Source organism: Marisediminicola antarctica (genome assembly GCF_009930795.1).
In the GTDB taxonomy this organism is placed as follows: domain Bacteria; phylum Actinomycetota; class Actinomycetes; order Actinomycetales; family Microbacteriaceae; genus Marisediminicola; species Marisediminicola antarctica.
On the sequence record NZ_CP017146.1, the window covers coordinates 728,967 to 754,188 of the forward strand.

A 25,222-nucleotide genomic window follows, 5' to 3' on the forward strand; every position below is an offset into this window, starting at 1 on the left:
ATCGGAATCCGACGTCGGCTCTGCTCGTCACCGCGTGGTCTCCGTCACTGGCCCATCCTCGTCTACCTTCCTGACTGGAAGGCGCGCGAGGGGCCTGTGCGAGTCTAGGTGCGGGCTCAGATGCGGAAGAGGAACTCTTCCGCCCAGAGAAAGACCGTGATCGTCGTCATGGCGGCAGTCACGAGAACCACGATGGGGCTGTGGTCCCGCCGTAGAAGGATCGCGGCGATGCCGAGTGCGGCAGATGCCACGACGCACGGAATCGTCAGGAACACCGCATCGCTCGTGCTCACAACGTAGGAACTCTCGAAGAGGCGGATCACGAGACCCGTGACGAGGCTCGCGAGCGGGGCGACAAACACGACAAGACCCGCAAGGCCGGAACTCCACCAGCCGAGCCTCGACCGTGGCCGCATCCGTTTGCGCATCGTGGTAATTGCCGTCATCGCGTCGCTCCATTCGTCGTTGAATGTGCTGTGACCTCGGATGCTGTGAGGTGCGGTGCTGGGGGCGATCAATGCTCCGAGAATAGGGGCGGGCACTGGGCCGGGCGAGGGGTTGTTTTGCGGCGGCAGTTCCCCTGCTCGCCGTGGCGCCCGGCCGGAGAACGGGCGTTTCACCCCAGATATGGGGAAGGCGCCGGGCGCTCGCGCACGCCACGATGGGGCAACGATCATTGGGGGGCCACGTGACTGACGTTCCGACCGCTGTGGTTCCCGCCGGATGGCACGTGGATCCGTCGTCGCCGACCCGCATGCGCTGGTGGACGGGCGAGGGCTGGTCGGAGCACACGGCACCACTGCCGGAGCCGGAGCCCGAGCCCGAGCCGGAGCCCGAGCCCGAGCCGGAGCCGGAGCCGGAGCCGGAGCCCGAGCCGGAGCTAGGTTTCGGCTGGCCTCGTCACGAAAGCAATCGGCCCGCGCTCGTCGTCGCGCGCCGCGTCGACACCCCCGGAGGCTGGGACATCCTGCCGAGCCGATGGAGTTCGATTTCCGTCTGGATCATCGCGTTCAGCCCGTTCATCGCGTTCGCCGCGGCCGCCGCCGCGCTCGTTCTGATCACCCTCTACGGGTGGACCTGGTGGATACTCGCCGTGCTCCTGCTGCCCTATCTGGTCACGATCGTCTTCGCTGTGCGTGATGTGCGCCGCCTACGCATCTGGGGGCACCACGATGTCGCTCGGGCATCGTGGTCGCTGCTCGGCGCACCGGTCTACCTGATCGCGCGGGCTGTCGTCACCCGCAAGCATGCGGGAATCGGTTCGGCACCCGCCTGGGTGTGGTTCCTGAACGTGCTGATCGCAGCCGCCGCATGCGTGCTGCTCGCGTTCTCGCTCCGCGCCTCGTTTGTGCCGCTTGTCACGGGCAACATCGAGGAGTCGATCGCGTGGGAGCTGTCCGTCGGCGGCACCGAACACACGGTGGACTGCGGAACGCCGGAGCGGATCCTGCCGGGGGCGACGCTCGACTGCGCGGTCACCGATGACACCGGCGCCGCAGGCACCCTCGAGGTGCGGATCGACAACCTCACCGACGGGTTCTCCTACTCGCAGCCCGTCATGTCGACGGCTGGTTAGCCGGCACGAAATCCGACGACTCCACTGACCTGCCGTCGGCCGCGAACGTGAACGTCGCGCGCACGAACCGCCCGGCGAGGGCCAACGGCAGCCAGTGCTTGGCGTCGGCCCACATCCGGTCGAGGGGCAGGGCGTCGAGCGCGAACCATTCCGGGCGCAGCTCCTCCGACTCGACGGGCTCGCCGGAGAACTCCCGGCAGAGGAACGCCCACGACTTCTGGCTCCACGCTGGACGGTACGGAAAAGGGTAGGTGAGCTCGCCGATGAGGGTGAGCGCATCCGGATGCACGGTCACGCCGACCTCTTCCCGTGTCTCGCGCACCGCAGCATCCGTCGGCGTCTCGCCAGCCTCGAGCTTGCCGCCGGGGCCGACGAGGTTGCCCAGCCCCAGTCCGGTCTTCTTGCGTCCGAGCAGAATCTCGGGCCCGGCCGCGGTCTCGCGCAGCAGATAGCAGACGCTCACCTCGGGCAGGACCATGGGCGCCAAGCGTAGTTGATGGGCGGTGTCGTGGGTCTCTGTCAGGCTGGATGGATGACCGACACCCGCGCATCCGCCCTCGAGATCCTGCGCACGCTCGTCGGGCGTGACGACGCCGCCTTTCACGAGGGCCAGTTCGAGGCCATCGAGACGCTCGTTGACGACCGCCGGCGCGCGCTCGTCGTGCAGCGCACCGGGTGGGGCAAGTCGGCGGTGTACTTCGTCGCCACGCTGCTGCTGCGCCAGCAGGGCGCGGGCCCGACTATCCTCGTCTCGCCGTTGCTCGCCCTGATGCGCGACCAGATCGCCGCGGCGGCCCGCGCCGGGGTGCGCGCGGTCGCGATCAACTCGACCAATGCGCACGAGTGGGGCGACGTGCTGCGGCAGCTCGCCGCCGACGAGGTCGACGTGCTGCTCGTCTCGCCGGAGCGGCTCAACAATCCGTCGTTCCGGGAGCAGCAGCTGCCGCAGCTGATCCCGCGGGTCGGCATGCTCGTCGTCGACGAGGCGCACTGCATCTCCGACTGGGGGCACGACTTCCGGCCCGACTACCGGCGCCTGCGCGACCTCATCGCGCAGATGCCGGCCGGTGTGCCCGTGCTCGCGACGACCGCGACCGCCAACAGCCGGGTCGTGCAGGATGTCGCGGAGCAGCTCGGCGCGCTCGCTCCCGGGGCCGAGCACACCGACGTCGTGACGATTCGCGGGCCGCTCGCCCGGGCATCCCTCCGGCTGGGCGTGCTGCGGCTGCCGGATGCCGGCGCCCGGCTCGGCTGGCTGCTCAGCCACCTCGACGACCTGCCCGGCAGCGGCATCATCTACACCCTCACCGTCGCCGCCGCCGAAGACACGGCCCGCCTGCTGCGCGAGGCCGGACACGTCGTGCGCGCCTACACCGGGCAGACCGACACCGGCGAGCGGGAGGAGTCGGAGGGGCTGCTCAAGGCCAACCAGGTGAAGGCGCTCATCGCCACGAGCGCGCTCGGCATGGGCTTCGACAAGCCCGACCTCGGCTTCGTGCTGCACCTCGGCGCGCCGTCCTCTCCCGTCGCCTACTACCAGCAGGTGGGTCGCGCCGGCCGCGCCACCGCGAACGCCGACGTGCTGCTGCTGCCGGGCACCGAGGACGAGGCGATCTGGCAGTACTTCGCAACCGCGTCGATGCCCAACCAGCAGCGCGCCGAAACCGTCATCGACGAGCTCAACGCGAACGGCGGCGCGCCCCTCTCGACGCCCGCGCTCGAGGCGCGCGTGAACATCCGCCGCACCCCGCTCGAGCTGCTGCTCAAGGTGCTCGACGTCGACGGCGCCGTCAAGCGGGTGCAGGGCGGCTGGGTCGCGACCGGCCAGCCGTGGACCTACGATCGCGAACGCTACGAACGCATCGCGGGCGAGCGGATCGCCGAGCAGCAGCACATGATCGAGTACGAGCAGACCGACGGATGCCGCATGGAGTACCTGCAGCGCTCGCTCGACGACGACACCGCTGTGCCCTGCGGGCGCTGCGACAACTGCGCCGGCGCATGGTACCCCGTCGATGTGCAGGACGAGCAGGCGGCGAAGGCGGCATCCTCCCTCGACCGCGTCGGCGTGATCATCGAGCCGCGCGCGCAGTGGCCCACCGGAGCAGACCGCCTCGGCGTGCCCGCGAAGGGCAAGATCGCGCCGGGCGAGCGGATGCTGGATGGCCGCGCCCTCGCCCGCCTCACCGACCTCGGCTGGGGCGGCACCCTGCGCGCCGTGTTCTCCCCGTCGAACATCGACGCTCCGGCATCCCCGCAGCTCATCGCCGCGTGCATCCGGGTGCTCGGCGAATGGGGCTGGGACGAACGCCCTGCCGCGGTCGTCTCGATGCCGTCGCGGTCGCATCCGCTGCTCGTCGGATCCGTTGCGACAGCGCTCGCCGAAGTTGGCCGGCTGCCCTACCTCGGGTCGCTCGACATCGTCGGCGACGGCCCGGTCGGCGAGCCCGGCGGAAACAGCGCGTACCGGCTGCAGAGCGTCTGGGGTGGCTTCGCCGTGGGCGGGGAGCTCGCGTCGGCGCTGTCGGCGCTGTCGGGGCCGGTGCTGCTGGTCGATGACCTCGTCGACAGTCGCTGGACGCTCACCGTCGCGGCTCGAATTTTGCGCCAGGGCGGGGCCGCGGGAGTGCTGCCGTTCGCGCTGGGAGTGCGCGGGTAGCTGGCGCTCCGCTGGTCGAGCAGCGCGCTCTGGCGCGCCCACGACCGGCGGAGCCTCAGGCTGGGCGCCTATCGTGGCCGTATGACTTTGCATGAGATCGAGCTCACCACCGCCGAGGGCCAGCCCACCACGCTCGCCGCCTACGCCGACCAGGTCGTGCTCGTCGTCAACGTCGCCTCGAAATGCGGCCTCACGCCCCAGTACGAGAAGCTCGAGGAGCTGCAGAAGACCTATAGCGACCGCGGGTTCACCGTGCTCGGCTTTCCCTGCAACCAGTTCGCCGGGCAGGAGCCGGGCAGCGCCGAGAAAATCCAGGAGTTCTGCTCGATGACGTACGGCGTGACGTTCCCGCTGTTCGAGAAGACCAAGGTGAACGGACGCTCGGCGCATCCGCTCTACGCCGAACTGACCAAGACCGCGGATTCCGCGGGCAAGGCCGGCAGGGTCAAGTGGAACTTCGAGAAGTTCGTGATCTCGCCGACCGGCGACGTGCAGCGGTTCCGCCCGACGACGCAGCCGGATGCACCCGAAGTCATCGCGGCGATCGAGTCGGGCCTCGTCCGCGCCTGACCCGCGCCAGACCCGCACCTAACCGAGGGGATCAGGCAGACACGCCGGTTTCGGTGGCGCGTTGCGGCGGCGAGTCGCCGATTCTCCTGTGTTGGATACCCAGTTGGCTCAAGAGTTCCGGCTGTGAGCGGTGCGGCGCACCCCACTCAGGGGCTGCTGTCGCGCCCCGGACTGCATATCGTACTGATATGAGCAATCACAACTGGGACGAGAACGTGGGCGACGTCACCGAGGCGGGCATCGTCGACGAGACCGCCCCGGAGGGCGAGCGCACCGTGGGCTCCGGGCGCACCGACGGCCTCGACGAGCGCGCCCTGCTGGTCGAGGGGTCCCTGTCTCCGGGAACGACAGCGCACGGCAACCCGAGCGACTCAGACGAGCACGAGTCGGACCACGCTCGGCTTGCGTCCGCCGGACCCAGCCAGCACAACCCGAACGCGCTGATCCTTGGCAACCGGGTCACCACCGCGGACGACATGGAGTGAGCCCGGCCTGACCGGGCGAGGCTGAGCCCTCGCGCGGGGCGATCGAAGAAGTTCGGCGCCACCCGATTCCCGGCCGGCACCTCCGCGCGTTACGGGCGATCCTGTTTACGTGCTGTCCAGCTTGCCGCGGCAGCTTAAAATCATGGTGTACTCGGCGAACAGCTCGGAAGGTTCAGAAAGTGGCACGGTTATGAGGCTCGGCATGCGAGCGTTGCGCGACGCGCGCCGGGGCGATCGCCCGACGGCGGCACCCGGGCATCCGACACTCAACGAGATCGTCGAAGAGGGTCTGATCATGTCGCTCTTCGCGGCGCGGATGGCGGTCAAGAACCGCATAATCGTCGGCGCCCTGCGCGAGCACAATGACTTCAGCGCGGAGGACTACGCCCGCGTCGCTCGCGACGAACTGTGCCGATTCGCCCGGCAGAACGAGGCGGATGCCCGGCGCGTGATTCGGGCCCGCAAGAAACTGCTGAACTTGCGCTGGACCGAATCGCTCGGCGACTACCGCCGCGGCGACGTGCGGCAGCTCGCCCTCCGGCGCCGCGTCTACGAGGCGCTGGCGAGGGCGCTGCGCGCCGTCTCGGTCGACGGGGAGCGGGTCGCGGCACTGGTCGAGTCGGCGCGCGTCGATGCGGGCGACGAGATCGCCCAGGCGTTGACCTCGCGGCTCATCGCCCAGGACTTCGAGCACGAGCCCGACTATCTGATCAAACGCTTCGAGCGTCTCAACGAGCTCGAGACGATCGACATTCCGGCGCTGCTCGGCGGGCGGCCCTAGGAGCCGACCACCCCGGCGGGCGGCCCTAGGAGCGCACCAGCTCGATGAACGCGCTGAGCCGGGCGAGCACCGTGATGTTGGTGGGCAGGTGCTCGGTGAGCGCGGGCGAGTAGAGCAGGAACGCCGCCCACTGGGCGCGGGAGATCGCGACGTTGAGCCGGTTCGGCATCAGCAGAAACTCGAGTCCGCGTGGCACCTCCTCGGCCGACGACGCAGCGAGCGACACGATCGCGACTGCCGCCTCGTGACCCTGAAACTTGTCGACGGTGCCGACGGGGATCTGACCGAGCCCGGCATCGTGCAGCCGCTGACGGATCAGATCGACCTGCACGTTGTATGGCGCGACCACGATCAGATCGCCCTCGCTGAGGGGCACCGGCGGGGTAGCAGCCTCGCCCGCGCGGTGGCCCGTGGCCCATGGCCGCCCGAGCACCGATCGCGCGATCTCAACGACCCGGTCCGCCTCCTCGATCGACGAGGTCGAGTTGAGAATGTGGTGCACGGGCACCGGATGCAGCCCAGGGTCGATCCCGTCGAGGTGCCGATCGACGGCCACCGAGACGAGCTTGTCCTCATAGGACAGGCGCGACACGGGGGCGCAGACCGCCGGATGCAGCCGATGGGTCTTCGCGAGGAAGAACCCGAACTCGGGCGGCAGCACCTGGTGGCCGTCGGCGAGCCAGCCGAGTGCGGAGACGTCGACGGGCTCCGGATGCGTGCCCTGGCTGACCTGGGGAAGCTGCTGCGGGTCGCCGAGCAGCAGCATCCGGGTCGCGGCGACCGCCGACGCGATCGTCGAGGCGAGCGAGAACTGGCCGGCCTCGTCGATGACGAGCAAGTCGAGGCTGCCGCGGGGCACGCGGGTCGGGTTGCTGAAATCCCAGGCGGTTCCGCCGAGCACGAAGCCCTCCTGCGCGGTAAAGGTCGCGAAGTCCTTCGGATCGAGTCGCGTCCACGGCACGGCCGTGGGGTCTGTCTTGTCTTTCGGCTTCTTGCCGACCAGGTGCTTGTCGACCCCCGCCTTCACGACGGCCTCGAGCATGTTCTCCACCGTCGCGTGCGATTGCGCGACCACGCCGATCCGCCAGCCGTGGTTCACAACGAGGTCGGCGATCACCCGGGATCCGGTGTAGGTCTTGCCGGTTCCCGGGGGACCCTGCACGGCGAGATAGGAGTGGTCGATGCCGAGCAGGCTGTCGCGGATCGCCGCGGTGATCTCGCCGCCGCGCGAATCGGCGGCGATCGCGGCGAGCGTCGCGAGCTCGCCGCGGGGCGAACGGCGGCGCAGGATGTCGAGCGCGGCATCAGGCAGCATCCCAGGCAGGGCATCGAGCACGCTCTCGCCCCACTCCGCGATCGCCTCGACCTGGGTGCCGGGGTTGGGCGGGGTGCCGGGGGTCAGCGCCATCGGCATCTCGTCGTAGGCCGGTGCGCCGTTCGCGAGCCGCTCGGTGAGGTAGAAGACGTCGTCCTCGATGCCGGTGATCTCGGCGCGGGCATGGGCGTACCTGGCGCCCGGTTCGCTGCTCTGCTCGATCGGCGGGAAGGGCTCGTCGTAGACGAGGTAGGGCTTGTGGCCGACCTTGAGGGAGCTGCCGGGGGCAAGCTCGCCGCGAATCGCGAGCACGCGGGACTCATTGCGGGCGCGAGGCGCGAGGCCCCAATCGCGGTGCACGGTCGTGATGCCGGCATCGACCACGAGAACATCGCGGGTGTCACACCACTGCTCGACGGGGTTGCGCAGCCGGTCAAAGTGCTCTTGCCAGAACTTCTTGCCCTCGCGCCGGTGGTAGTCGATCGCGGCGGAGGCGAGTGCGATAGCTGTGTCGTCGGCGGTGCGGTCGACCGGGGGGATCTCGGCGACGGCAGCCGCGAGGGCGAGGTAGACGGGGCTGGGCTCGCGCACCACGTTCTCGATCAACGCCGGGTCGAGTTCGAGGTCCTGGGGCGACGCGAGCGCGGTGCCGGCCTCGACGGCGCGGGCGAGCAGCCAGTCGCGCAGCCGGAGCGTGGAGACGCAGTCGTATTCGTTGTAGTCGGCGATGTCGGCGAGCTTCGCGCTCGCCGCATCCGTCTCGCCCTTCGCCAGCAGCTCTCGGGAGAGCGCGTACTCGGCGATCGAGTCGGCCGCGTTGTCGACCCCGTGGCGCAGGTGGTCGCCCATGTAGAGCGGCTCGAGCTTCTTGATCGAGTAGCTGCGCGACCCGACCCGCAGGCTCTTCTTGACGATCGGGTACAGGTCGACGAGCACGTGCTCGCGCAGCAGGTCGTCGATGTCGTCCTCGCCGACGCCGTGGCGGGCGGCGAGCGAGAGCAGGTGGGTGCGTTCGTAGGAGGCGTAGTGGTAGATGTGCATGGCCGGATGCTGCCGTCGGCGCTCCCGCAGGTAGTCGAGGAAGTCGCTGAGGGCCTGGCGCTCCTCCTCGTGGGTGTGTGCCCAGAATGCGCGGAACGGGGTGGACCCGTCCGGCCGTGGGGCCTCGACCAGCCCGAACAGATAGTCGATCCCCCACTCGGGGCCGCCGTTCTCGCTGTACAGGGGGTCGCCCTCGAAGTCGAAGAAGATATCGCCCGCGTCGGGCTCCGGGAGCGCGGCGAGCGCCGACGGGTTGAAGACGTCGTAGCTCAGGGCGCCGTCGAGTTGCAGTTTCGCCTGCGCGCGCAGCGAGGCGAGGGTCGCCTCCGCGAGGCCGACGACGGGGGTGGATGCTGCGGCGAGCTGCTCGATCGTCGTGATGCCGCCGTCGCGCAGTCGCCCCCGCTGGGTCAGCCGCATCCCGGCGACGAGGAGCACGTCGCGGCTGGCCTCGACCTCGGGGGTGCAGGTGTCGCACTTGCCGCAGGCGCTGTACCGGTCGTCACCCCAAGCGACCGCGTTGGTGTCGGCAACTCTCTCCTCGACGAGCCGGGTGAGCCGGGCGCGACGGTTGAGGTAGACCGGAAGGATGTCGCGCAGCCGGTGCTCGCTCACCCGACCGTCGCCGAGCACGAGTCGCACCGATTCGCCCGTGGTGACACCCAGCCGGTGCAGCTGGTCGCCGTACGCGGCGAGCTGCAGCAGAGAGGTGATCTTCGCCGAGCGCGCGAGCTTGGTGTCGTGCACCTCGTAGACGCCGTCGCCGAGGTGCACGATGAAGTCGGCGAACCCGAGGAAGGTGCCATCGAAGAAGGTCGCCTGGAAGACGACGTCGGCGCGGTCGGCGAACGCCCGCTCGGTCGCGGTGGCGGCGGCCTCGAACGCGCCGCGGTTGTGCGCGGGCTTCGCGATCTCGACTACGCCAGCGCCGAACTGCAGCCTGAACGCCTCGAGCACGCGCTTCTCGTGCGCACCGCCCAGCTCTGCGGCTCGGGCGAGCATCGCATCCGGCTTCTCGATGACCTTGGGGGTACGGCCGAGCTTGGCGTCGAGAGCACGGAGAAACGCGAATTCGCAGTGCGACGCAGTAGTGAGATCGCTTGCGCTTGTGACGACGCGGTCATCCAGGAGGAACATGCTGGCCACGCTATCGCGCACCACTGATACTGCCGAGCGAGGGCGAGACCGATGGAAGCAGCGCCGAGTACGCAGTAGTGGCTGCTCGTCTCTGTTGGGCAGCGACCACTAGTCCGGAGTCGGCGACCTTTTGCCCGCGCGCGACCTGCGGGAGCTGCGCGACCTGCGCGATCTGCTGGTTGAGCAGCGTGCTCGGATGCGTGTGTTGGAACCCGCCCGTGGTGTCGCGGGGAGGTCGCGGGCTGAGGGACAGCGCCGAGTACGGAGTAGTGGCTGCTCATCTCTCTTGGGGAGCGACCACTAGTCCGGAGTCGGCGAACTTTTGCCCGCGCGCGACCTGCGACTCGTGCTGGTTGAGCAGCGTGCTCGGATGCGTGTGTTGGAACCCGCCCGTGGTGTCGCGGGGTGGTCGCGGGCTGAGGGACAGCGCCGAGTACGGGGTAGTGGCTGCTCATCTCTCTTGGGGAGCGACCACTAGTCCGGAGTCGGCGATCTTTTGCCCGCGCGCGACCTGCGACTCGTGCTGGTTGAGCAGCGTGCTCGGATGCGTGTGTTGGAACCCGCCCGTGGTGTCGCGGGGAGGTCGCGGGCTGAAGGACAGCGCCGAGTACGGAGTAGTGGCTGCTCGTCTCTGTTGGGGAGCGACCACTAGTCCGGAGTCGGCGAACTTTTACCCGCGCGCGACCTGCGCGACCTGCGCGACCTGCGCGACCTGCTCAACCGTCACTGCGCATCGTGAGAGCATTGGCGGATGCCGAAGCCCTCCTGGAAGGCGGCCCTCGAGGCGCTTACCGCTAGTGAGTCGGCGGCATCCGGGGCTCATCCCCCTGAGGGCATACGCGGTCGCACGGCGATGGCGCTGCAGTTCGAGCTGCGCGAGCTGACCCCGCGCACCCCGGACCGCTGGAACGGACCGACCGCCAAGAAGGCCGCTCCAACCTGGACCGGCCACTTCGACTACCGGCTTGCCGTGCGCCCAGTGATCCGCAGCGGCACGACCGGATGGACAAAGTCGACCCTGACCTGGGCGAACGTCACCCATCAACTGAACCGTCTCGCCCTCGAGCCGCAGCAGCATCGCTGGTTCTGCCAGTTCGTGCCGCTGCATCGTGCGAGCACCGAGGCTCAGCTCGGCCAGGAGGTCGACTGGCTCTACCTCGACGACTTCGCGAGCCCGCTGCTCTGGCACCTGCTCGGCGAGGCACAGCGGCTCGGAATCGAGCTCGTGTCGACTACCAAGGGGGTGAGCGTGCTCGTGGGCGCCGAGGCGGAGGTGACGCTGGATGCCGTGCGCGAAGCCCCCGTTTCGGGGGCGGATGCCGAGGCCTCTGCCGCTCCTGCCCCCACCGCGACCGGACTGCAGCTCGTCCCGCGCATCGCGATCGACGCCGTGAGCCGCAACATCGCGTCGACCGCGACGATCGGCGACCACGGGGTCTACTGCTACGAGGTCGGAGTCGAGGGCGCGCCGAGCCGGAGCACCGGGCCCGGAACAGGTCGGGCCGCGGCCCCCAACCGCGGCGCCGCCTTCATGCTCGCCCCGACGCGCGGGCGGCTCTCGCCGGAGCAGCGTCGCCTCGTGGGAGAGGCGCGCACGCTGACCGTGCCGGCAGGGGAGGTCGAGGAGTTCCTCGACGCCTACTACCCGCGGATGCGCCGCTCGATCTCGATCACCAGCTCCGACGCCTCGGTCGAATTCCCTGCGCCCGCCGCCCCCGTGCTCGTACTCACCGCGACGTTCGAGCCGAAGCAGACCCTGCGGCTTGCCTGGCACCTCGAATACGCCGAGGGTCGAGAGGCGAGGCGGATGCCGCTGCCGGCGCTCACCGAGCGAGCATCCGACACCGAGCGAGAATCAGACACCGAGCGAGCATCAGACACCGAGCGAGCATCCGACACCGAGCGAGACACCACCGCCGAACACGACCTCCTCGACCGGACCGGCCGGCAGCTCGCGGCATCCGCCCTCGACTACGCGCCAGAGGCCGCCGTGACGCCGACGCTGTCCACAGGCATCCTGCGCGGCATCGACGCCGCCGAATTCTGCGCCCACGCTCTACCCGCGCTTGAGGCCCTCGACGGCGTGCGGGTCGACGTGCTGGGCGAGCGCCCCGACTACCGGGAGCTCACCGCGACGCCGCGCCTGACCTTCCGCACCGTCGAGAGCGACCACCGGGACTGGTTCGACCTCGGCGTCGTCGTCACGATCGACGGGCACGACGTGCCGTTCGGCCCGCTCTTCCGGGCGCTCGCGCAGGGCAGGGCGAAGCTGCTGCTCATCGACCACAGCTACCTCTCGCTGCGGCAGCCGATCTTCGAGAAGCTGCTCGAGCTCATCACTGAGGCCCGCGCGCTGCCCGAGTGGGAGACCGGGGTGCGCATCAGCCGCTATCAGGCGAGCCTCTGGTCGGACTTCGAGGATCTCGCCGAGGAGACCGAGCAGGCCGCGAGCTGGCGCGCGGCCGTGTCGGCGCTCGGCGCGCAGGGGACCGTGAATGCCGTGCCGCTGCCGACCGCACTGCGCGCCACCCTGCGCCCGTACCAGGTGCAGGGTTTCGAGTGGCTCGCGTTCCTCTGGCGGCACGGGCTGGGCGGCATCCTCGCCGACGACATGGGGCTGGGCAAGACGCTGCAGGCGCTCGCGCTGATCCTTCACGCGCGGGAGGGGGCGGATGCCGCGTCGCAGGGCTCGGCGGATGCCGCGTCGCAGGGCTCGCCGGATGCCGCGTCCTCGGCCGGGCCCCCGCCCGCTAGTGGAGCGCCACCGTTTCTCGTCGTCGCCCCGGCATCCGTCGTCGCGAACTGGGCGCAGGAGGCCGCACGCTTTACACCCGGCCTCGTCGTGCGCACGATCGGCAGCACTCAGGCGACGAGCGGCACGGCGCTCGCGGAGGCCGTCGAGGGGGCGGACATCGTCGTCACCTCGTACACGATCTTCCGGCTGGACTTCGAGGTGTACCAGGCGAGCGCATGGGCCGGGCTGATCCTCGACGAGGCGCAGTTCGTCAAGAACCACGCCTCTAGGCTGCACGAGTGCGCACGCGACCTCGACACGCCGTTCAAGCTCGCGATCACCGGCACGCCGATGGAGAACCACCTGCTCGAGCTCTGGTCGCTGTTCGCGGTCACCGCGCCAGGCCTGTTCCCGTCTGCGCGGCTGTTCACCGAGCAGTACCGCAACCCGATCGAGAACGGCGGCAGCCCGGAGGCGCTGGCGAGGCTGCGCCGTCGCATCCGCCCGCTCATGCTGCGCCGCACGAAGGCGCTCGTCGCGACCGAGCTGCCGGCTAAGCAGGAGCAGGAGCTGCGAATCGATCTCAGCCCAGCCCACCAGCAGCTCTACGACACGTTCCTGCAGCGGGAGCGGCAGAAGCTCATGGGGCTCATCGACGACATCGACCGCAACCGCATCATCTTCTTCCGCTCGCTGACCCTGCTGCGGATGCTGAGCCTCGACCCCTCGCTCATCGACGAGCAATACGCGGGCATCGGCTCAAGCAAGCTCGACGCGCTGCTCGAACAGCTCGACGACGTCGTCGCCGAGGGGCACCGGGCGCTCGTGTTCAGCCAGTTCACGTCGTTCCTCGGCAAGGCGGCCGCGCGGCTGGATGCTGCTGGAATCGAGTACTGCTACCTCGACGGGTCGAGCACGCGGCGCTCCGAGATCGTGGAGCGGTTCAAGGCGGGGGTGGCTCCGGTGTTCCTGATCAGCCTCAAGGCCGGCGGATTCGGGCTCAACCTCACCGAGGCCGACTACGTGTTCCTGCTCGACCCGTGGTGGAACCCGGCGACCGAGACGCAGGCGGTGGACCGCACCCACCGCATCGGGCAGACCCGCAACGTGATGGTCTACCGGCTCGTCGCGGCGGGAACGATCGAGGAGAAGGTCATGGCGCTCAAGCAGCGCAAAGCGCAGCTGTTCGACTCGGTGCTCGACGACGGTGCCGAGTTCGGAGAGTCGCTCACGGCCGACGACATCCGCGGGCTGCTCGAGGAGTAGGCGGGCGCGCGCGGATGCTCAGGCTCGACGGCGCCGCGCCGGCGCGGTGAGCCAGGGCCGCAGCATCCGCGTCACGAGGGGGAGCACCCAATACGCCATGATCGGCGTGAGCACCACAGTCGTGATCAGCACCTTGGTGAGCGTCCACAGGTCGTCCCAACCCGGCACGAACGCGACCACGAGCAGTGTGAACGCAAGGTTGACCGGGAAGAAGCCGAGCCAGATGCTAATCGCCTGCTTCCAGCGCGGTGGCGCCACCTCGCTCGCGCCGTCGTGTGTCGCACGCAGGTCGGTGGCGGCGGTCGGGGTGTCGAACCAGCCCTCGATGCCGGTGCGCCGCCGCACCTGACGGTCCTCCACGAGTCCGGTCCCGGTCTCGAGCCATTCGGCGCGCTGGGCGGAGGTATCCCAGTCGGCGAGCGTCGCGGCATCCTGGAACCGGTAGAGCATGTGCCACTCACGGGAGTCGGCCGAGGTGCGTACCCATCCGGAGCCGAGGAACCCGGGCCAAGTACTCGCGAGCCGGACGCCCGCCTGCACCCACCGGGTCACGTCGGGAACCCTGTCGGGGTCTACGTTGCGTGTGATCGACACGGTGACGGGGGAGGACGATTGGAAGCCTGCTTGTGGCGCGCTCATGCCACCAGTATTCGCCGTGCAGGTTTCCATCCGGTAACGCGCGCTGCTCAGGCCGCGCGCCTCAGGCCGCGCGACTCAGAACCAGATGCTCAACCACGGAGCCACCGCGCTGCGGAAGGCCCCGTCGACAGCATCCGCGGATCCCGGCCGCAGCTCGGTGATCCGGCCCGCCCGCTCGAGCACCACCGCGGAGACGCCACCGAGGTACAACGCACCCAGTTCCGCGATGCCCAGCGCGACCGCCGCCGCATCATCCGGAACCTCGCCCTCGAGCGGCGACACCACAGCGGTGCCATCGGCGGCGACGTCGAGCAGAAAGCGACCGCCCGCGAAGCCCAGCGGATCGCTCACCTCAAGCGCGATGCGGCCGGGCGCGCGATACCGGCGGGCCTCGAGCGCGCCCTTAACATCGAGGACGCGGGTCCACAGGTGGTCCTGCTCGTCGTCTTTCTTGGCGGAGCGGAAGTCGGACAGCTGCCAGACCATCGGCTCGTCCACCCGACGCAGCGGCGCCGTGACCGTCGACACGAGGTCGATCTCAAGCAGGTAGCGCCAGAGTCCCGAGTAGGCGTCGTCCGTCGCGGTGGCCAGGTACTCCACGTTGAGGGTCTGGGCCGAGAAGTCTTCGCTCGGCTGCGCGAACGAGTAGATCGCGAAGCCCTGGGGAACCCCGTCGGCGTCGTCGTACCGCACCGCCCGCAGCGTCTTCTTGCGATCGGGGTCGCCGGCAAGCCCGAAGAGCCTGTTCCAGAGGTGCCCACGCACGTCGATCTCGCCCGGCCCGTTCAGCCGAATCCGCTCCACAATGGCCTCGCCGTCTTGGCGTGCCTGCTCGAGTGGCACCATGTGAATGCGACCGGATGCCATAGGCCCCGCCCACTTCGCCGCGCGGGTATTGATCTTCCAGTCGGCCGCAAAAACCGCCGGCCCGAAACCGAAGCGGCCGTAGATCGTCGCCTCCGACACAGTGAGGATCGCGACGGCGATGCCGAGGCGCTGCGCCGTGCGCAGCTCTGCGGTGAGCATGGCGCTCGCAATGCCCCGTCGGCGGTGCGTCGACGCGACCGTGACCGCGCTGATCGCCCACGCCGAGCTGTCGCTCCCGCCCGGCAGGGTCAGCCGTGCCGGCCACGAGCTGACCGTGGAGACCGGGGAGGATGGGTCGGCGGCCGAGTCGTCGTACACGGCCGAGGTGCGCCGGTCTGTCAGGCCGCGCAGCTGGGCGGCGAGCAGCTCGGGCGAGAGCCGCGACTGGTGGAACCCCCGGGCGTCGGCCTCGAGCCACTGCCCGAAGGCATCAGCATCGCCGGTGTCGACGAGTGCGAGGCGCAGCCCGCCTGCGCGCATCCGTTCGGCTGATTCGTCGTCGATCGGAAGGCTCAGGTACTCGGTCATGGTTTCAGGCTAACGGCAGGCCCGTCGACGGCGCAGACGGACCCGAATCCACGTGCATTCGTCGCGTTCACCGGCTTGTCGCGCATACTCGAAGGAGGATTACAGTCCGGACCCCGCTGCTAAACGCAGATCTCTTGCGCTTGTCGGAGGTGGGAAATGCGAGACCAATTGGCTGCAACCGTCGATCACAACACCACGGCGGGATCGCTCGAGCACCTACTCGTTCGCGCCGGCCACGGCGACCAGGGTGCCTTCGCGCTGGAGCGCTTGCGGGCCGAGGACGGCATGGAGGTTCCCGGGGCGCGACAGTCGTCGGGTGCGTGATTGGCCACCGGAGCGATTCGATGGGTTCGGTTGTTCCGGCCCGGTGTGCCGGTTCAGGAGCTTGTCGGCGGAGGCATGAGCTAATCGAAGCTCATGTTTTTCGGGTTATTTCCTCACGTTCTCCCTGATGAGACTGACTTTCCTCACGTTTGCACGAAGGCGAGACAGAAGGTACGTTTACCGAGCACAATTCGATTCAGTTCGCGCCATAAACGGGTCGCGACAGCGTTGATGCGAGCCGCGACCTGAGGCGGTGCACAGGTGGGCTAGGCGTGATCAACCGGGGGGTCGATCGCGCCTAGCGTACTTGCCCATGGCGCCACGTCGGAGGCATGGTCTGCGGGTCCTGCCTCGCCGGATGCTTGAATGGCCACATGAGCGATTCGATGGCCCACCTGCACGACCTCGCCGACTTCGTCCGCGCATCCCCCTCCTCGTTTCACGCTGTCGAGGAGGCCGGTCGCCGGCTCACCGCCGCCGGATTCGTGGCGCTCGACGAGATGGACCCCTGGGAGCGCGGGCCCGGCAAGCGGTTCGTCATCCGAGACGGCGCCATCGTCGCCTGGATCGAGCCCGCCTCGGCGACCGCCACCACCGGATTCCGGATCCTCGGCGCGCACACCGACTCGCCCGGATTCAAGCTCAAGCCCAAGCCGACGACCACCTCGCAGGGCTGGATCCAGGCGGGGGTCGAGGTCTACGGCGGTCCGCTGTTCAACTCCTGGCTCGACCGTGAGCTCGAGTTTGCCGGCCGGCTCGTCTTCGATGACGGCACGACTGCGCTCGTGCGCACCGGACCGTTCCTCCGGTTCCCGCAGCTGTCGGTGCACCTCGACCGCGCTGTCAACGAGGGTCTGAAGCTCGACCCGCAGGCGCACCTCAACCCGGTTATCGGCGTCGGCGACCCGGCGGATGCCGATGTGGTCGACCACCTCGCTCACCTCGCCGGACGGCGTGGATCGGCCGTTGCCGGCTACGACATCGTCGTCGCCGACACCGCACCGCCCGCGGTGTTCGGCCTCGGCTCGCGCCTGTTCGCGTCAGGCCGGCTCGACAACCTCTCCTCGGTGCACGCGGGGCTGACCGCGTTGCTGCGGGTGCCGACGGAGTCGGAGCACATCCTCGTCTTCGCCGCCTTCGACCACGAAGAGGTCGGCTCGGCAACACGGTCGGGGGCCAGCGGCCCGCTGCTGGCCGACGTGCTCGCGCGCATCAAGGAGGGCTCCTCGGTCTCGGATCAGGCGCGCGCGCTCGCCGCATCGTGGTGCCTGTCCGCCGACGCCGGGCACGCCGTGCACCCGAACTACGCCGAACGGCACGACCCCGCGAATCGGCCCATTGTCGGCGGTGGCCCACTGCTGAAGATCAACGCCAACCAGCGCTACGCGACGGATGCCGTCGGGGCCGCCGAGTGGGCGCGCGCCTGCGGTCAGGCGGGGGTCGGGTACCAGGAGTTCGTCTCGAATAACTCGTTGCCGTGCGGGTCGACGATCGGGCCACTGACGGCGACCAGGCTCGGCATCCGCACCATCGATGTCGGCATCGCGCTGCTTTCGATGCACTCCGCCCGCGAGCTCTGCGGCGTCGACGACCCGGCGGCGTTCACCGACGCGATCGAGGCGTTTCTGGCGCCGGCCGGCTGACACCAGGCGGTGGGCGCTCGTCGGGTCTCGCCGGGTCGGGCCGGGTCTCGCCGGGTCGGGCTTCGGGAGGTACAGCTAGGCCTCGAGGTCAGGGTCGTCGGGGAGGAAGACTCGCTTGTATTTGCGGCCGTCGGCGAGGTCGACCGTTCGGGCGGTGAGCGTTCCGCGGGACACCTTGAGGTAGACGGCCTGCGGGGTCACCCCGAGCCGAGCGGCGGCATCCGAGACCGAGAGCCCCGGCAGGTCGGTGGGCACGCTGCTCGGCCGCGCGGCACGCTTGCGCCCCGCCTCATGCCGTGCCGTGATGTCGTCGTCGGTGCCCTGCCAGCGCCACTTGGCCGCCGCCGGTCCGAGTCCGGCAGCCTCGGCGACCTCGTTCCAGGAGCTTCCGCGCTCGAGCGCCTCCCGCACGCTCTGCAGCATCGCGGACTCGGTCTCGAGGGCGGCGGTGAGCGCGCGGATGCAGCGCACCCGCGTGAGCGGATCGGGCGGCGACTCCGCAGACTCGTCCTGAGCGAGTCGATCGAGCGCGGCGCGGGAGGATTCGGAGAGGAAGGGCATGATGCCGCCATGCTAGCGGCGCTCCCGCGTGGCGGTTAGGCGGTCGCGCCGCCGACGGGAAAAAGGTAGTCGTCCGGTGCGACCCAGCGCACCCCGCGGGCGTGGCTGAGCAGAACCCCGCGCAGGATCAGACTCGACGCCGCCGCCGCGGCGTGCAGGGTGCTGGCCCAGGCGAGGTCGGAGGGGGCGAGCATGTGGTCGGCGTACCGCTCGATTACGACAATGACGCCGGCCGCATCGGTGGCCTCGCCGACGTGCGACAGCATGCGGGTGAACCGCTCGGGGTCTCCGGGCGCGGGAAACGAGGGGTGGTCCTGAAGGGGCAGGATAATCGGCAGTTGGGCGTCGCGATGGTTGACGAAGAGGAACCAGATCTCGCGCCGGGTCGCTCGTCCGACGAGGGAGAGCACCCGGCCCTCGATGCGTTCGGGAGTCGAGAGCGGGAGCATCTGGTCGGGGTCGTAGTGTGGCGGCTTCATCACCCCAGAGTCGCCCGCGAGTGCGGCGGGCGGGCGGCGCGGCAGCGATGTGTGGATAACTCCGACGGGGTGCACGGTTGGCGCGGGTCGGCGCGGGTGGGTCGGCGCGGGCGGGTCGGCGCGGGGGGGGTGGGAGTGTCTCGGTGTCTCGTCCGGCATGTGCCGGGACTGTGGTGGTAGTCCGCCGCCAGCTAGCGCGCCCGTTCGTAGCTACTGCGCCCGGTCGACCGGGCGCGGATGCGTCAATCGGTCGCGGATGCGTCAATCGGGCGCACACCCTGGCCGTGGGGGTGATTACCGGTGCGGGCGCCGGCGCAGTCCGACCGAGAGTCACCGCCGGGTCAGGCGAGCACCCGGGCGTCGGCGATCTCGCTCCAGCCGTTGCTGGACACCGTGATCTCGAGGTGCGCCGTGATCTGCTCCTTCATCGCCTCGACGTGGCTGATCAGGCCGATCGTTCGCCCGCCCGCCCGCAGTGAGTCGAGGGTGCTCATCGCGATCTCGAGTGTGTCGCCGTCGAGCGACCCGAAGCCCTCGTCGATGAACAGGGTGTCGAGCCGGATGCCGCCTGCCTGGTTCTGCACGACCTCGGCGAGACCCAGGGCGAGCGCGAGCGAGGCGAGGAACGTCTCGCCGCCGGACAGGGAGTGAGTTGCTCGGGCACGTCCGCTGTGCTCGTCGCGGATGGCGAGGCCGAGCCCGGACTGCACGTTGCGGTAGGCGACGGCGTCGTCGTGCTCGAGGGCGTACCGGCCGCTCGTCATGGTGCGCAGGCGTGCGTTCGCGGCAGCGACGATCTCCTCGAGGCGGGCGGCGAGCACGTAGGTCTCGAGGCGCATCCGCTTGTCGTTGGGCTCCTTGCCCTCGACCGCGTTCGCGAGTTCCCGCAGCTGGCGTTGCTCGTCGAGCATCGCCCCGGATGCCGTGATCCGACGCCGTGCGGACGCGACAATGGTGCCGAGTTGCTCCACGCGGGCGCCGAGCGAGGTGCGAGCGGCGAGGGCGGCGTCCCGTGCGCTCGCCGTTGCGTCTCGCGCAGCCTCGGCCGGGAGGAGCTCGACCGTGTCGTCGGGCACGGCCGCGATCGCGGGCTCCGCGAGAGTCGCGGCGGCGGCGGCGAGGGCATCGTCGAAGCGGCGGATGCGCGCCTCGATCGCCGCGACTTTGCTGGCGTCGCGCCGCGCGTCAACGACCGAGGACTCGTCGGCGAAACCGTGCTCGTCGAGCACCTCGCGAACGGCCGCGGCCGCGGTGGCGAGCGTCTCGGCGCGCGTGGAGACCGCGGCGATCGCGTCGGCGAGGGCGGACGCTGCATCCAGCTGGTGCCGCAGTGTGGCCTCTCGGACCGCGACGGAGTCGAAGTCGCCGCGGTGGGTCGCGATCCGTGCCTCGAGCGCGGAACACCGGGTGCGGCTCTCGACCAGCTGCCTCTCGGCGTCGTCGCGGTCGGACCGAATCTGGTCGAGGGCGGTCGCGGCCTCCGCGAGCTCGGCCGTGAGGCGCCACAGCTCCAGCTCGAAGTCGGCCGATTCTGCGGCGGCGGACACGGCGGTGGCCAGCCGCTCGCGAGCCTCGGCGAGTTCGACCCGCAGCTGTTCGCTCGCTTTGCCCCCCGCGATCGCGCGCGCCTCGGCGACCCGACGGTCGAGATCCTTCGTGGCCTCATGCGCCGCATCGAGGTCGGCCTGCCGCGCGGATGCGGCCGTGCGGGCGCGCTCGATGTCCTCCGGAGTGACCGGGGCGCCGTCAAAGGTTGCCGGGGCCGGATGCTCCGCCGAGCCGCAGACGGAGCAGGCTTCGCCCTCCCGCAGCTCGCCGGCAAGCTCAGCGGCATGCCCGGAGAGCCGCTGCGCCATCAGGTCGTGGACGAGGGCGGCGGACGCCGCGGCCTCCCCGCTCGCAGTGCTCGCGGCGGCGAGCGCGGCAGTGAGCTTCGGCTCGAGGCGGTCCACCGTCGTCGCGGCCTTCTCGGCGGCGGTGAGCCGCTCGACGCGCTCGGCGGCGTCAGGTTCTGCCGCGCCGAGCACCTTCACCTCGCCCAGTCGGGAACGGATGACCTCGAGCTCGGCGGGCCGCGACTCGGCTAGCGCTATCTGCTTGGCGACCTTGGTCGCAAGGTCGACGCACCCGCGCTGCAGCGTGTCAGTTGCGCCGGTCAGCGCGGGGAGTGCGGCCTCGTCGGCGAGAGCGTCGGAAACAGTGCCGAGCGTTTCTCTGAGTTCGTCGATTTCAGCGCGAAGGTCACCCGTGCTCGGGGAGCGGTCGCCCGCGAAGTGCGTGCGATACCCCTCCCTCGCGACGGTCTCGGCGGACCGGGCGGAGTCGAGCGCGGCGGCGGCGGTTCGCCTCGCGGTCACCTGCGGCGTCGCGGCGGCAGCGTGGCGCGCGAGATTGACGACCTCGCGCTCCAGGGCAACGGCAGCGCGCTCGGCCTCAAGCTCGGCGAGGCGGTGTCGCGCGTCATCGCGCCGCTCCTGCTGCTCGCGCGTCTTCTCGAGTGCGCGATGGGCCCGGTCGGCGACCGTGAACTCGGCGTCGGCTCGCGTTGCGGCATCCGTCGCGGCACGGAGCCGCTCGGTCAGCGCGGCGAGCCCCTGCTCGAACCAGCCGAGGTCGGGATCCAGCGGTGTCGGGATGCTGGTGCCGGCCGTACCGCCAGCCGACGAGTCGGACTCGCCCGTCGCGTCCGTCGCGTCCGTCGCGTCGGACTCGCCGGGGGCGGTGGGCCCGCGGGAGTCCGAGCCGGGCTCGCCGTTCGCCTCACCGTCGCCCAGCAGCGCGGCAGCGTGGGCCGCGTCGACGGCGATCGCCTCGCGCGCGGCCCGCAGCCGCTCGTCGAGTGCCTTGCGCTGGTCGACGAGGGCGGTCTCGATGTCGAGGAAGCGGTGGGTGCCGAAGAGGCTGCGCAGCACCTTCTGCCGGTCGTCGTTTTTCGCAAGCAGGAACTCCTGGAACCGGTTCTGGGCGAGCAGGATGACCTGCAGAAACTGGTCCTTGGTGAGCCCGACAATCCGCCGCACCTCGGGGCCGACCTGGGCAGGGATGGCGGCGATGCCCTCCCAGTGCTCGCCTCGGCGCACGGCGAGCTCCGCGGTGGCCTTCTCCAGCGCCATCCCGACGCCCCTCTTCTTCGGACGGTCGTACGCCGGGCTGCGCGAGAGCCGGTAGTCGGTGTCGTGCACGGTGAACACGAGCTCGACCCGGGTCGGGTCATCGGCGGCGCAGTGGTCGCTGCGCAGGTTCGACTCTGTGCCGTCGTAGCGGGGCACGCTGCCGTAGAGGGCAAAGCAGATCGCGTCGAGGATGCTCGACTTGCCCGCCCCCGTTTTTCCGGTGATGAGAAAGAGGCCATCCCCGGCGAACCGGTCGAAGTCGACAAGCTGGCGCTGCTTGTACGGGCCGAACCCCTCGATCTCGAGCGTGCGGATTCTCATGCCACGGCCTCATCGAGATCGTCGGATGCCGCCTGCACGGCGATGGCGTCGCGGATGGTCTTACGCTCGTACTCGCTGGGCCCGGAACCGTTGCGCACGAAGGTGAGGAAATCGGCGACGATCTCGTTGTCTGACTTGCCGCGTACCCGCTCGGCGTAGCTTTCATCGCCAGCATCGGCGGTGACCTGCGGACGGTGCTGCACATTCACGCAGTGCGGGAACCGCTGCTGCAGCCTGCGCATGCCGTCGAGCGGCCGCACCTGGTCGGTGAGCACGGCGGAAACCCACGCGTCGGCGTCGGCGTCGTGGCGGGCATCCGTCAGCAGCTCCTCGATCGTGCCGGTGAGAGCGGCGAGCCGCCGGGGGATCGGGAGGTCGACCCAGCTCACCTCGCCGAGACCGGCAGCGTCGAGCTGCACAAGCCAGGCGCCACGCGGCCGGGTCGCCTCGCCGAAGGAGTAGTGCAGCGGCGCGCCCGAGTAGCGCACGCGCTCGCTGATCGTGTTGCGGGAGTGGATGTGGCCAAGCGCGATATAGTCGGGCCCGTCGAACACTCCCGCGGGAACATAGTCGATGCCGCCGGAGGTGATGTCGCGTTCGACGTCGCTCGATTCGACGCCCACCGCGAAGCAGTGCGAGAGCACGACCGAGCGGCCGCCACGGGCTGCGAGGTCGGCGCGCACCCGCCCCATCGCGAAGCCGAGCACCTGCTCGTGCGTGGTCAGCTTCGCTTCGGGGTAGAGGTGCCGCACGAGCGACGGCTCGAGGTACGGGATGCCGTAGAAGTGCACCGGCCCGTGCTCGTCGGAGATCGTCACCGGGGTGTCGAGCTGGTCGTGCCTCGTGATGACGTGGATGCCGGCCAGCTGCGCGAACTCCGACTGGAAGCCCAGCCTCGTGGCCGAATCGTGGTTGCCGCTCGTCAGGATCACCGTGGCCCCGGCCTCGCGCAGCTGCCGAAGGGCGGAGGTGAGCACCGTGTAGAAGTCCGCGGCCGGCGTAGCCGAGTCGAAGATGTCGCCGGCGACCACGACGACATCGACCGCGCGCTGCCGCACCTCGTCGACGAGCGCGGCGAGCACGACGCGCAGATTCTCGACCGTCGAGTGCCCGTGGAAGGTGCGCCCGATATGCCAGTCGGAGGTGTGGAGGATTCGCATGTGTCCGACGCTAACCCGCACCACCGACACTGGCGGTGGGAGCGCGCCGGTCACTTTCACGGATGCGCCGGCGCGGGGCTAACATCGGCGAATGGCACCCGGAGCAGAGCGCATGGACGGCACTCTCGTTTCGTGGAAGGATTCGCGCGGTTTCGGCTTCATCGCCCCGGCGAACGGAGGCGACGACGTATTCGTGCACATCTCCGAGTTCGTCGATGCGAGCAGACGGCCGCTCAGCGGCGAGTCCTTCACCTTCGAGGTCGGGGCAACGCCAGAGGGGAAGATCAGGGCGCGCCGCGTGCTCGCGATCGGCGCGACGCTCGACGACACCCCAACGCCGGCCAAACGAGCGCTCAATCTGGGCCTCGCCGGCTATCTCGCTGTCGCCGCCTTCGCCGTGCTTTTCGCCCTCATCGCGACCGAGCGGGACCTGCCGGTCTGGACGATCGGCCTCTACGTGGGCACGAGCATCCTGACCTTTCTCGTCTACGCCGATGACAAGTCCGCCGCGGCGTCGGGGCGCTGGCGCACCCCGGAGGGCTCGCTGCTCGCGCTCGGACTCGTCGGCGGTTGGCCGGGAGCCGTCATCGCCCAACGGATGCTGCGCCACAAGACCCGCAAGATGAGCTTCCAGCTGGCGTTCTGGGGCACTGTCGCGCTCAACATCACGGCGTTCGTCGCGTTCAGCTCGCCGGAGTTTCTCGACCTCGTCGCGCGGCTCTCGCAGCCGTAGCGGGGCGGCGGGTTTCGACACGGTCGCTGCGCGACCTGCTCGGGTGCGCTACTGCGAGTTGGCGATGTCGTCGGCGATGGCGTCCGCGTCGGCCGCGGTCAGCGGCACGCCCGCCTCACGCGCCCGCTGCTGCAGTTCGGCCGAGACATCGACATCCGCGCTGTCGAGATCGATGTCGGCTTTCACCTGATCGGCGATCCCCTGAATCTTCTCGTCGACGGTTGAGTCGTTGCCGTCTTGCATCGGTTCGTTCTGGAAGTCAGCCATGCTCCATCGTCGCAGTATCCCCTGCTTGCCGACTACCGGTTTCGGCCAAGGGGCTTGAAGCCCATGCGAACGGCGCGCACTATGAGGGGCAACGAGGAGAGGTGAGGTCATGACCGGAGAGGGCGTGAGCGGCGGCGGCACCGGGCAGTCCGGAACCGGTCAGTCCATCAAGGGGATCGTGAGGGACCTTCTGGCCGACATCCAGTTGGGGCACATCGACGACGACGTCGTGAACGTTCTCACTGAGCGACTTCGACGGGCCGGGCTCGAGGTGCGGCCGGAGGAGGTCGAGGACCTCGCCGAAGAAATCGAGAACCACGCCTCCCGGTAGCCGGGGCCGCGACCTCCTGGCCGATTACGGCTACGTCGCCCGCGCCAGGGCGCGCACAGTGCGCTCCGGACTGCGCCCGCCGCTGCTGGACCAGGGCAGCGAGGCACCCGTGCTTCTCATCCCGGGGGTATTCGAGACCTGGCACTATCTCGAGCAGCTCGCCGAGACGCTGCACCGCCACGCGCATCCGGTCTATTTCGTGCACACCCTCGGCTTCAATAGCCGCGCGATCGACGTGTCGGCGACGCTCGCGCAGCAGTTTCTGCGCCACAGGGACCTGACCGGCGTCATCATCGTGGCGCACAGCAAGGGCGGGCTCATCGGCAAGCGGATGATGGTCGCCGACGACGTGGAGGGGCGCATCGACCGGATGATCGCGATCAACACGCCCTTCTCCGGGTCGCCGCTCGCGAGGTACGCCCTCGGCCGGGCGATGCGCGAGTTCCGGCGCGAGCATCCGACCATGCGCACGCTCCTGCGCGAGGAGCGCGTGAACTCACGCATCACGTCGCTGTTCAGCTCGTTCGACCACCCGATGGCAGCGCCCTCGAAGGGGCGGAGAACGTGCGTCTGCCGCTCGTCGGGCATTTCCGGCCGCTCGGGCATCCGCTGCTCATCGGCGAGGTGCTGAAGCGGGTGGGCGCGGCGAAGAGCTGAGCGGGGCGGCGAAGAGCTGAGCGGCGCGCTCGTAA

Annotated in this window: 21 protein-coding genes; 11 read left to right on the forward strand and 10 right to left on the reverse strand. The window is 69.8% G+C overall.

The annotated features are described in order from the left end of the window. Positions 1-116: 116 nt before the first annotated feature. Complete coding sequence (locus tag BHD05_RS03435; protein ID WP_161885190.1) at positions 117-446, reverse strand: hypothetical protein; 330 nt, start codon at positions 444-446, stop codon at positions 117-119. Positions 447-688: 242 nt separating this feature from the next. On the opposite strand from BHD05_RS03435, the gene BHD05_RS15655 reads away from it, so the two are divergent. Beyond that, positions 689-1,576 carry a DUF2510 domain-containing protein gene (locus BHD05_RS15655; RefSeq protein ID WP_236966630.1) on the forward strand — a complete coding sequence of 296 codons (888 nt, stop codon included), beginning with the start codon at positions 689-691 and terminating at the stop codon, positions 1,574-1,576. Here BHD05_RS15655 and BHD05_RS03445 read toward each other — a convergent pair. Then, entirely contained in the window at positions 1,557-2,054 is a 498-nt protein-coding gene (locus BHD05_RS03445; protein WP_161885191.1) for an 8-oxo-dGTP diphosphatase, read from the reverse strand. The genes BHD05_RS15655 and BHD05_RS03445 overlap by 20 nt on opposite strands. A gap of 54 nt (positions 2,055-2,108) precedes the next feature. Between BHD05_RS03445 and BHD05_RS03450 the strand changes: the two genes are divergently transcribed. The 4 genes from BHD05_RS03450 to BHD05_RS03465 all read left to right on the forward strand — a co-directional run bounded on the left by BHD05_RS03450 (position 2,109) and on the right by BHD05_RS03465 (position 6,071). Then, positions 2,109-4,235, forward strand: a complete 2,127-nt coding sequence (locus BHD05_RS03450) for a RecQ family ATP-dependent DNA helicase (RefSeq protein ID WP_161885192.1) — start codon at positions 2,109-2,111, stop codon at positions 4,233-4,235. Positions 4,236-4,316: 81 nt separating this feature from the next. After that, complete coding sequence (locus BHD05_RS03455) at positions 4,317-4,805, forward strand: glutathione peroxidase (RefSeq protein WP_161885193.1); 489 nt, start codon at positions 4,317-4,319, stop codon at positions 4,803-4,805. A 188-nt stretch (positions 4,806-4,993) separates the two neighbouring features. Then, positions 4,994-5,290, forward strand: coding sequence for a hypothetical protein (locus BHD05_RS03460; RefSeq protein ID WP_161885194.1), 297 nt, complete (start codon positions 4,994-4,996; stop codon positions 5,288-5,290). Between the two features lie 202 nt (positions 5,291-5,492). Further along, on the forward strand, positions 5,493-6,071 hold the full coding sequence (locus BHD05_RS03465; protein ID WP_161885195.1) for a hypothetical protein: 579 nt from the start codon (positions 5,493-5,495) through the stop codon (positions 6,069-6,071). A 25-nt stretch (positions 6,072-6,096) separates the two neighbouring features. Here the strand turns inward: BHD05_RS03465 and BHD05_RS03470 are convergent, their stop codons facing one another. Next, positions 6,097-9,564 (reverse strand): TM0106 family RecB-like putative nuclease, encoded by a 3,468-nt coding sequence (locus BHD05_RS03470; protein ID WP_161885196.1) that lies wholly within the window; start codon positions 9,562-9,564, stop codon positions 6,097-6,099. Positions 9,565-10,315: 751 nt separating this feature from the next. On the opposite strand from BHD05_RS03470, the gene BHD05_RS03475 reads away from it, so the two are divergent. Beyond that, positions 10,316-13,564, forward strand: a complete 3,249-nt coding sequence (locus tag BHD05_RS03475) for a DEAD/DEAH box helicase (RefSeq protein WP_161885197.1) — start codon at positions 10,316-10,318, stop codon at positions 13,562-13,564. A gap of 18 nt (positions 13,565-13,582) precedes the next feature. Here BHD05_RS03475 and BHD05_RS03480 read toward each other — a convergent pair whose 3' ends face one another. Continuing rightward, complete coding sequence (locus BHD05_RS03480) at positions 13,583-14,203, reverse strand: antibiotic biosynthesis monooxygenase (protein WP_161885198.1); 621 nt, start codon at positions 14,201-14,203, stop codon at positions 13,583-13,585. Between the two features lie 75 nt (positions 14,204-14,278). After that, the gene (locus BHD05_RS03485; protein ID WP_161885199.1) at positions 14,279-15,598 is read right to left on the reverse strand and encodes a GNAT family N-acetyltransferase; all 1,320 of its coding nucleotides are present in this window, start codon (positions 15,596-15,598) and stop codon (positions 14,279-14,281) included. Positions 15,599-15,754: 156 nt separating this feature from the next. Here BHD05_RS03485 and BHD05_RS03490 point away from each other — a divergent pair, with 156 nt between their 5' ends. Together BHD05_RS03490 and BHD05_RS03495 are read left to right on the forward strand one after the other, a co-directional pair. Next, complete coding sequence (locus tag BHD05_RS03490; protein ID WP_161885200.1) at positions 15,755-15,922, forward strand: hypothetical protein; 168 nt, start codon at positions 15,755-15,757, stop codon at positions 15,920-15,922. Positions 15,923-16,296: 374 nt separating this feature from the next. Beyond that, entirely contained in the window at positions 16,297-17,565 is a 1,269-nt protein-coding gene (locus BHD05_RS03495) for a M18 family aminopeptidase (protein WP_161885201.1), read from the forward strand. 75 nt (positions 17,566-17,640) lie between these two features. Here BHD05_RS03495 and BHD05_RS03500 read toward each other — a convergent pair whose 3' ends face one another. From BHD05_RS03500 to BHD05_RS03515, 4 genes are all read right to left on the reverse strand, one after another. Further along, positions 17,641-18,126 (reverse strand): hypothetical protein, encoded by a 486-nt coding sequence (locus tag BHD05_RS03500; RefSeq protein ID WP_161885202.1) that lies wholly within the window; start codon positions 18,124-18,126, stop codon positions 17,641-17,643. 35 nt (positions 18,127-18,161) lie between these two features. Further along, the gene (locus BHD05_RS03505) at positions 18,162-18,605 is read right to left on the reverse strand and encodes a hypothetical protein (protein ID WP_161885203.1); all 444 of its coding nucleotides are present in this window, start codon (positions 18,603-18,605) and stop codon (positions 18,162-18,164) included. A 341-nt stretch (positions 18,606-18,946) separates the two neighbouring features. Further along, complete coding sequence (locus BHD05_RS03510) at positions 18,947-22,039, reverse strand: AAA family ATPase (RefSeq protein WP_161885204.1); 3,093 nt, start codon at positions 22,037-22,039, stop codon at positions 18,947-18,949. Further along, positions 22,036-23,199 carry an exonuclease SbcCD subunit D gene (locus BHD05_RS03515; RefSeq protein ID WP_161885205.1) on the reverse strand — a complete coding sequence of 388 codons (1,164 nt, stop codon included), beginning with the start codon at positions 23,197-23,199 and terminating at the stop codon, positions 22,036-22,038. The genes BHD05_RS03510 and BHD05_RS03515 overlap by 4 nt, the downstream gene beginning before the upstream one ends. Before the next feature lie 91 nt (positions 23,200-23,290). Between BHD05_RS03515 and BHD05_RS03520 the strand changes: the two genes are divergently transcribed. Beyond that, positions 23,291-23,932, forward strand: a complete 642-nt coding sequence (locus tag BHD05_RS03520) for a DUF1294 domain-containing protein (protein WP_161885206.1) — start codon at positions 23,291-23,293, stop codon at positions 23,930-23,932. A gap of 48 nt (positions 23,933-23,980) precedes the next feature. Here BHD05_RS03520 and BHD05_RS03525 read toward each other — a convergent pair whose 3' ends face one another. Further along, a complete protein-coding gene (locus BHD05_RS03525; RefSeq protein ID WP_161885207.1) occupies positions 23,981-24,199 on the reverse strand; it encodes a hypothetical protein in 219 nt (72 codons plus the stop codon). A gap of 109 nt (positions 24,200-24,308) precedes the next feature. Between BHD05_RS03525 and BHD05_RS03530 the strand changes: the two genes are divergently transcribed. Together BHD05_RS03530 and BHD05_RS03535 are read left to right on the forward strand one after the other, a co-directional pair. Then, positions 24,309-24,530, forward strand: coding sequence for a hypothetical protein (locus tag BHD05_RS03530; protein ID WP_161885208.1), 222 nt, complete (start codon positions 24,309-24,311; stop codon positions 24,528-24,530). Positions 24,531-24,588: 58 nt separating this feature from the next. After that, positions 24,589-25,161 (forward strand): esterase/lipase family protein, encoded by a 573-nt coding sequence (locus tag BHD05_RS03535; protein WP_161885209.1) that lies wholly within the window; start codon positions 24,589-24,591, stop codon positions 25,159-25,161. Positions 25,162-25,222: the final 61 nt, after the last annotated feature.

Bases quoted from the DNA above. Each gene is read 5' to 3' on its own strand.
- BHD05_RS03505 (WP_161885203.1), bottom strand. From the start codon at position 18,605: ATGAAGCCGCCACACTACGACCCCGACCAGATGCTCCCGCTCTCGACT.
- BHD05_RS03460 (WP_161885194.1), top strand. From the start codon at position 4,994: ATGAGCAATCACAACTGGGACGAGAACGTGGGCGACGTCACCGAGGCG.
- BHD05_RS03450 (WP_161885192.1), top strand. From the start codon at position 2,109: ATGACCGACACCCGCGCATCCGCCCTCGAGATCCTGCGCACGCTCGTC.
- BHD05_RS03435 (WP_161885190.1), bottom strand. From the start codon at position 446: ATGACGGCAATTACCACGATGCGCAAACGGATGCGGCCACGGTCGAGG.
- BHD05_RS03510 (WP_161885204.1), bottom strand. From the start codon at position 22,039: ATGAGAATCCGCACGCTCGAGATCGAGGGGTTCGGCCCGTACAAGCAG.
- BHD05_RS03520 (WP_161885206.1), top strand. From the start codon at position 23,291: ATGGCACCCGGAGCAGAGCGCATGGACGGCACTCTCGTTTCGTGGAAG.
- BHD05_RS03485 (WP_161885199.1), bottom strand. From the start codon at position 15,598: ATGACCGAGTACCTGAGCCTTCCGATCGACGACGAATCAGCCGAACGG.
- BHD05_RS03455 (WP_161885193.1), top strand. From the start codon at position 4,317: ATGACTTTGCATGAGATCGAGCTCACCACCGCCGAGGGCCAGCCCACC.
- BHD05_RS03480 (WP_161885198.1), bottom strand. From the start codon at position 14,203: ATGAGCGCGCCACAAGCAGGCTTCCAATCGTCCTCCCCCGTCACCGTG.
- BHD05_RS03495 (WP_161885201.1), top strand. From the start codon at position 16,297: ATGAGCGATTCGATGGCCCACCTGCACGACCTCGCCGACTTCGTCCGC.
- BHD05_RS03490 (WP_161885200.1), top strand. From the start codon at position 15,755: ATGCGAGACCAATTGGCTGCAACCGTCGATCACAACACCACGGCGGGA.
- BHD05_RS03530 (WP_161885208.1), top strand. From the start codon at position 24,309: ATGACCGGAGAGGGCGTGAGCGGCGGCGGCACCGGGCAGTCCGGAACC.
- BHD05_RS03525 (WP_161885207.1), bottom strand. From the start codon at position 24,199: ATGGCTGACTTCCAGAACGAACCGATGCAAGACGGCAACGACTCAACC.
- BHD05_RS03475 (WP_161885197.1), top strand. From the start codon at position 10,316: ATGCCGAAGCCCTCCTGGAAGGCGGCCCTCGAGGCGCTTACCGCTAGT.
- BHD05_RS03515 (WP_161885205.1), bottom strand. From the start codon at position 23,199: ATGCGAATCCTCCACACCTCCGACTGGCATATCGGGCGCACCTTCCAC.
- BHD05_RS03465 (WP_161885195.1), top strand. From the start codon at position 5,493: ATGCGAGCGTTGCGCGACGCGCGCCGGGGCGATCGCCCGACGGCGGCA.
- BHD05_RS03500 (WP_161885202.1), bottom strand. From the start codon at position 18,126: ATGCCCTTCCTCTCCGAATCCTCCCGCGCCGCGCTCGATCGACTCGCT.
- BHD05_RS03445 (WP_161885191.1), bottom strand. From the start codon at position 2,054: ATGGTCCTGCCCGAGGTGAGCGTCTGCTATCTGCTGCGCGAGACCGCG.
- BHD05_RS03470 (WP_161885196.1), bottom strand. From the start codon at position 9,564: ATGTTCCTCCTGGATGACCGCGTCGTCACAAGCGCAAGCGATCTCACT.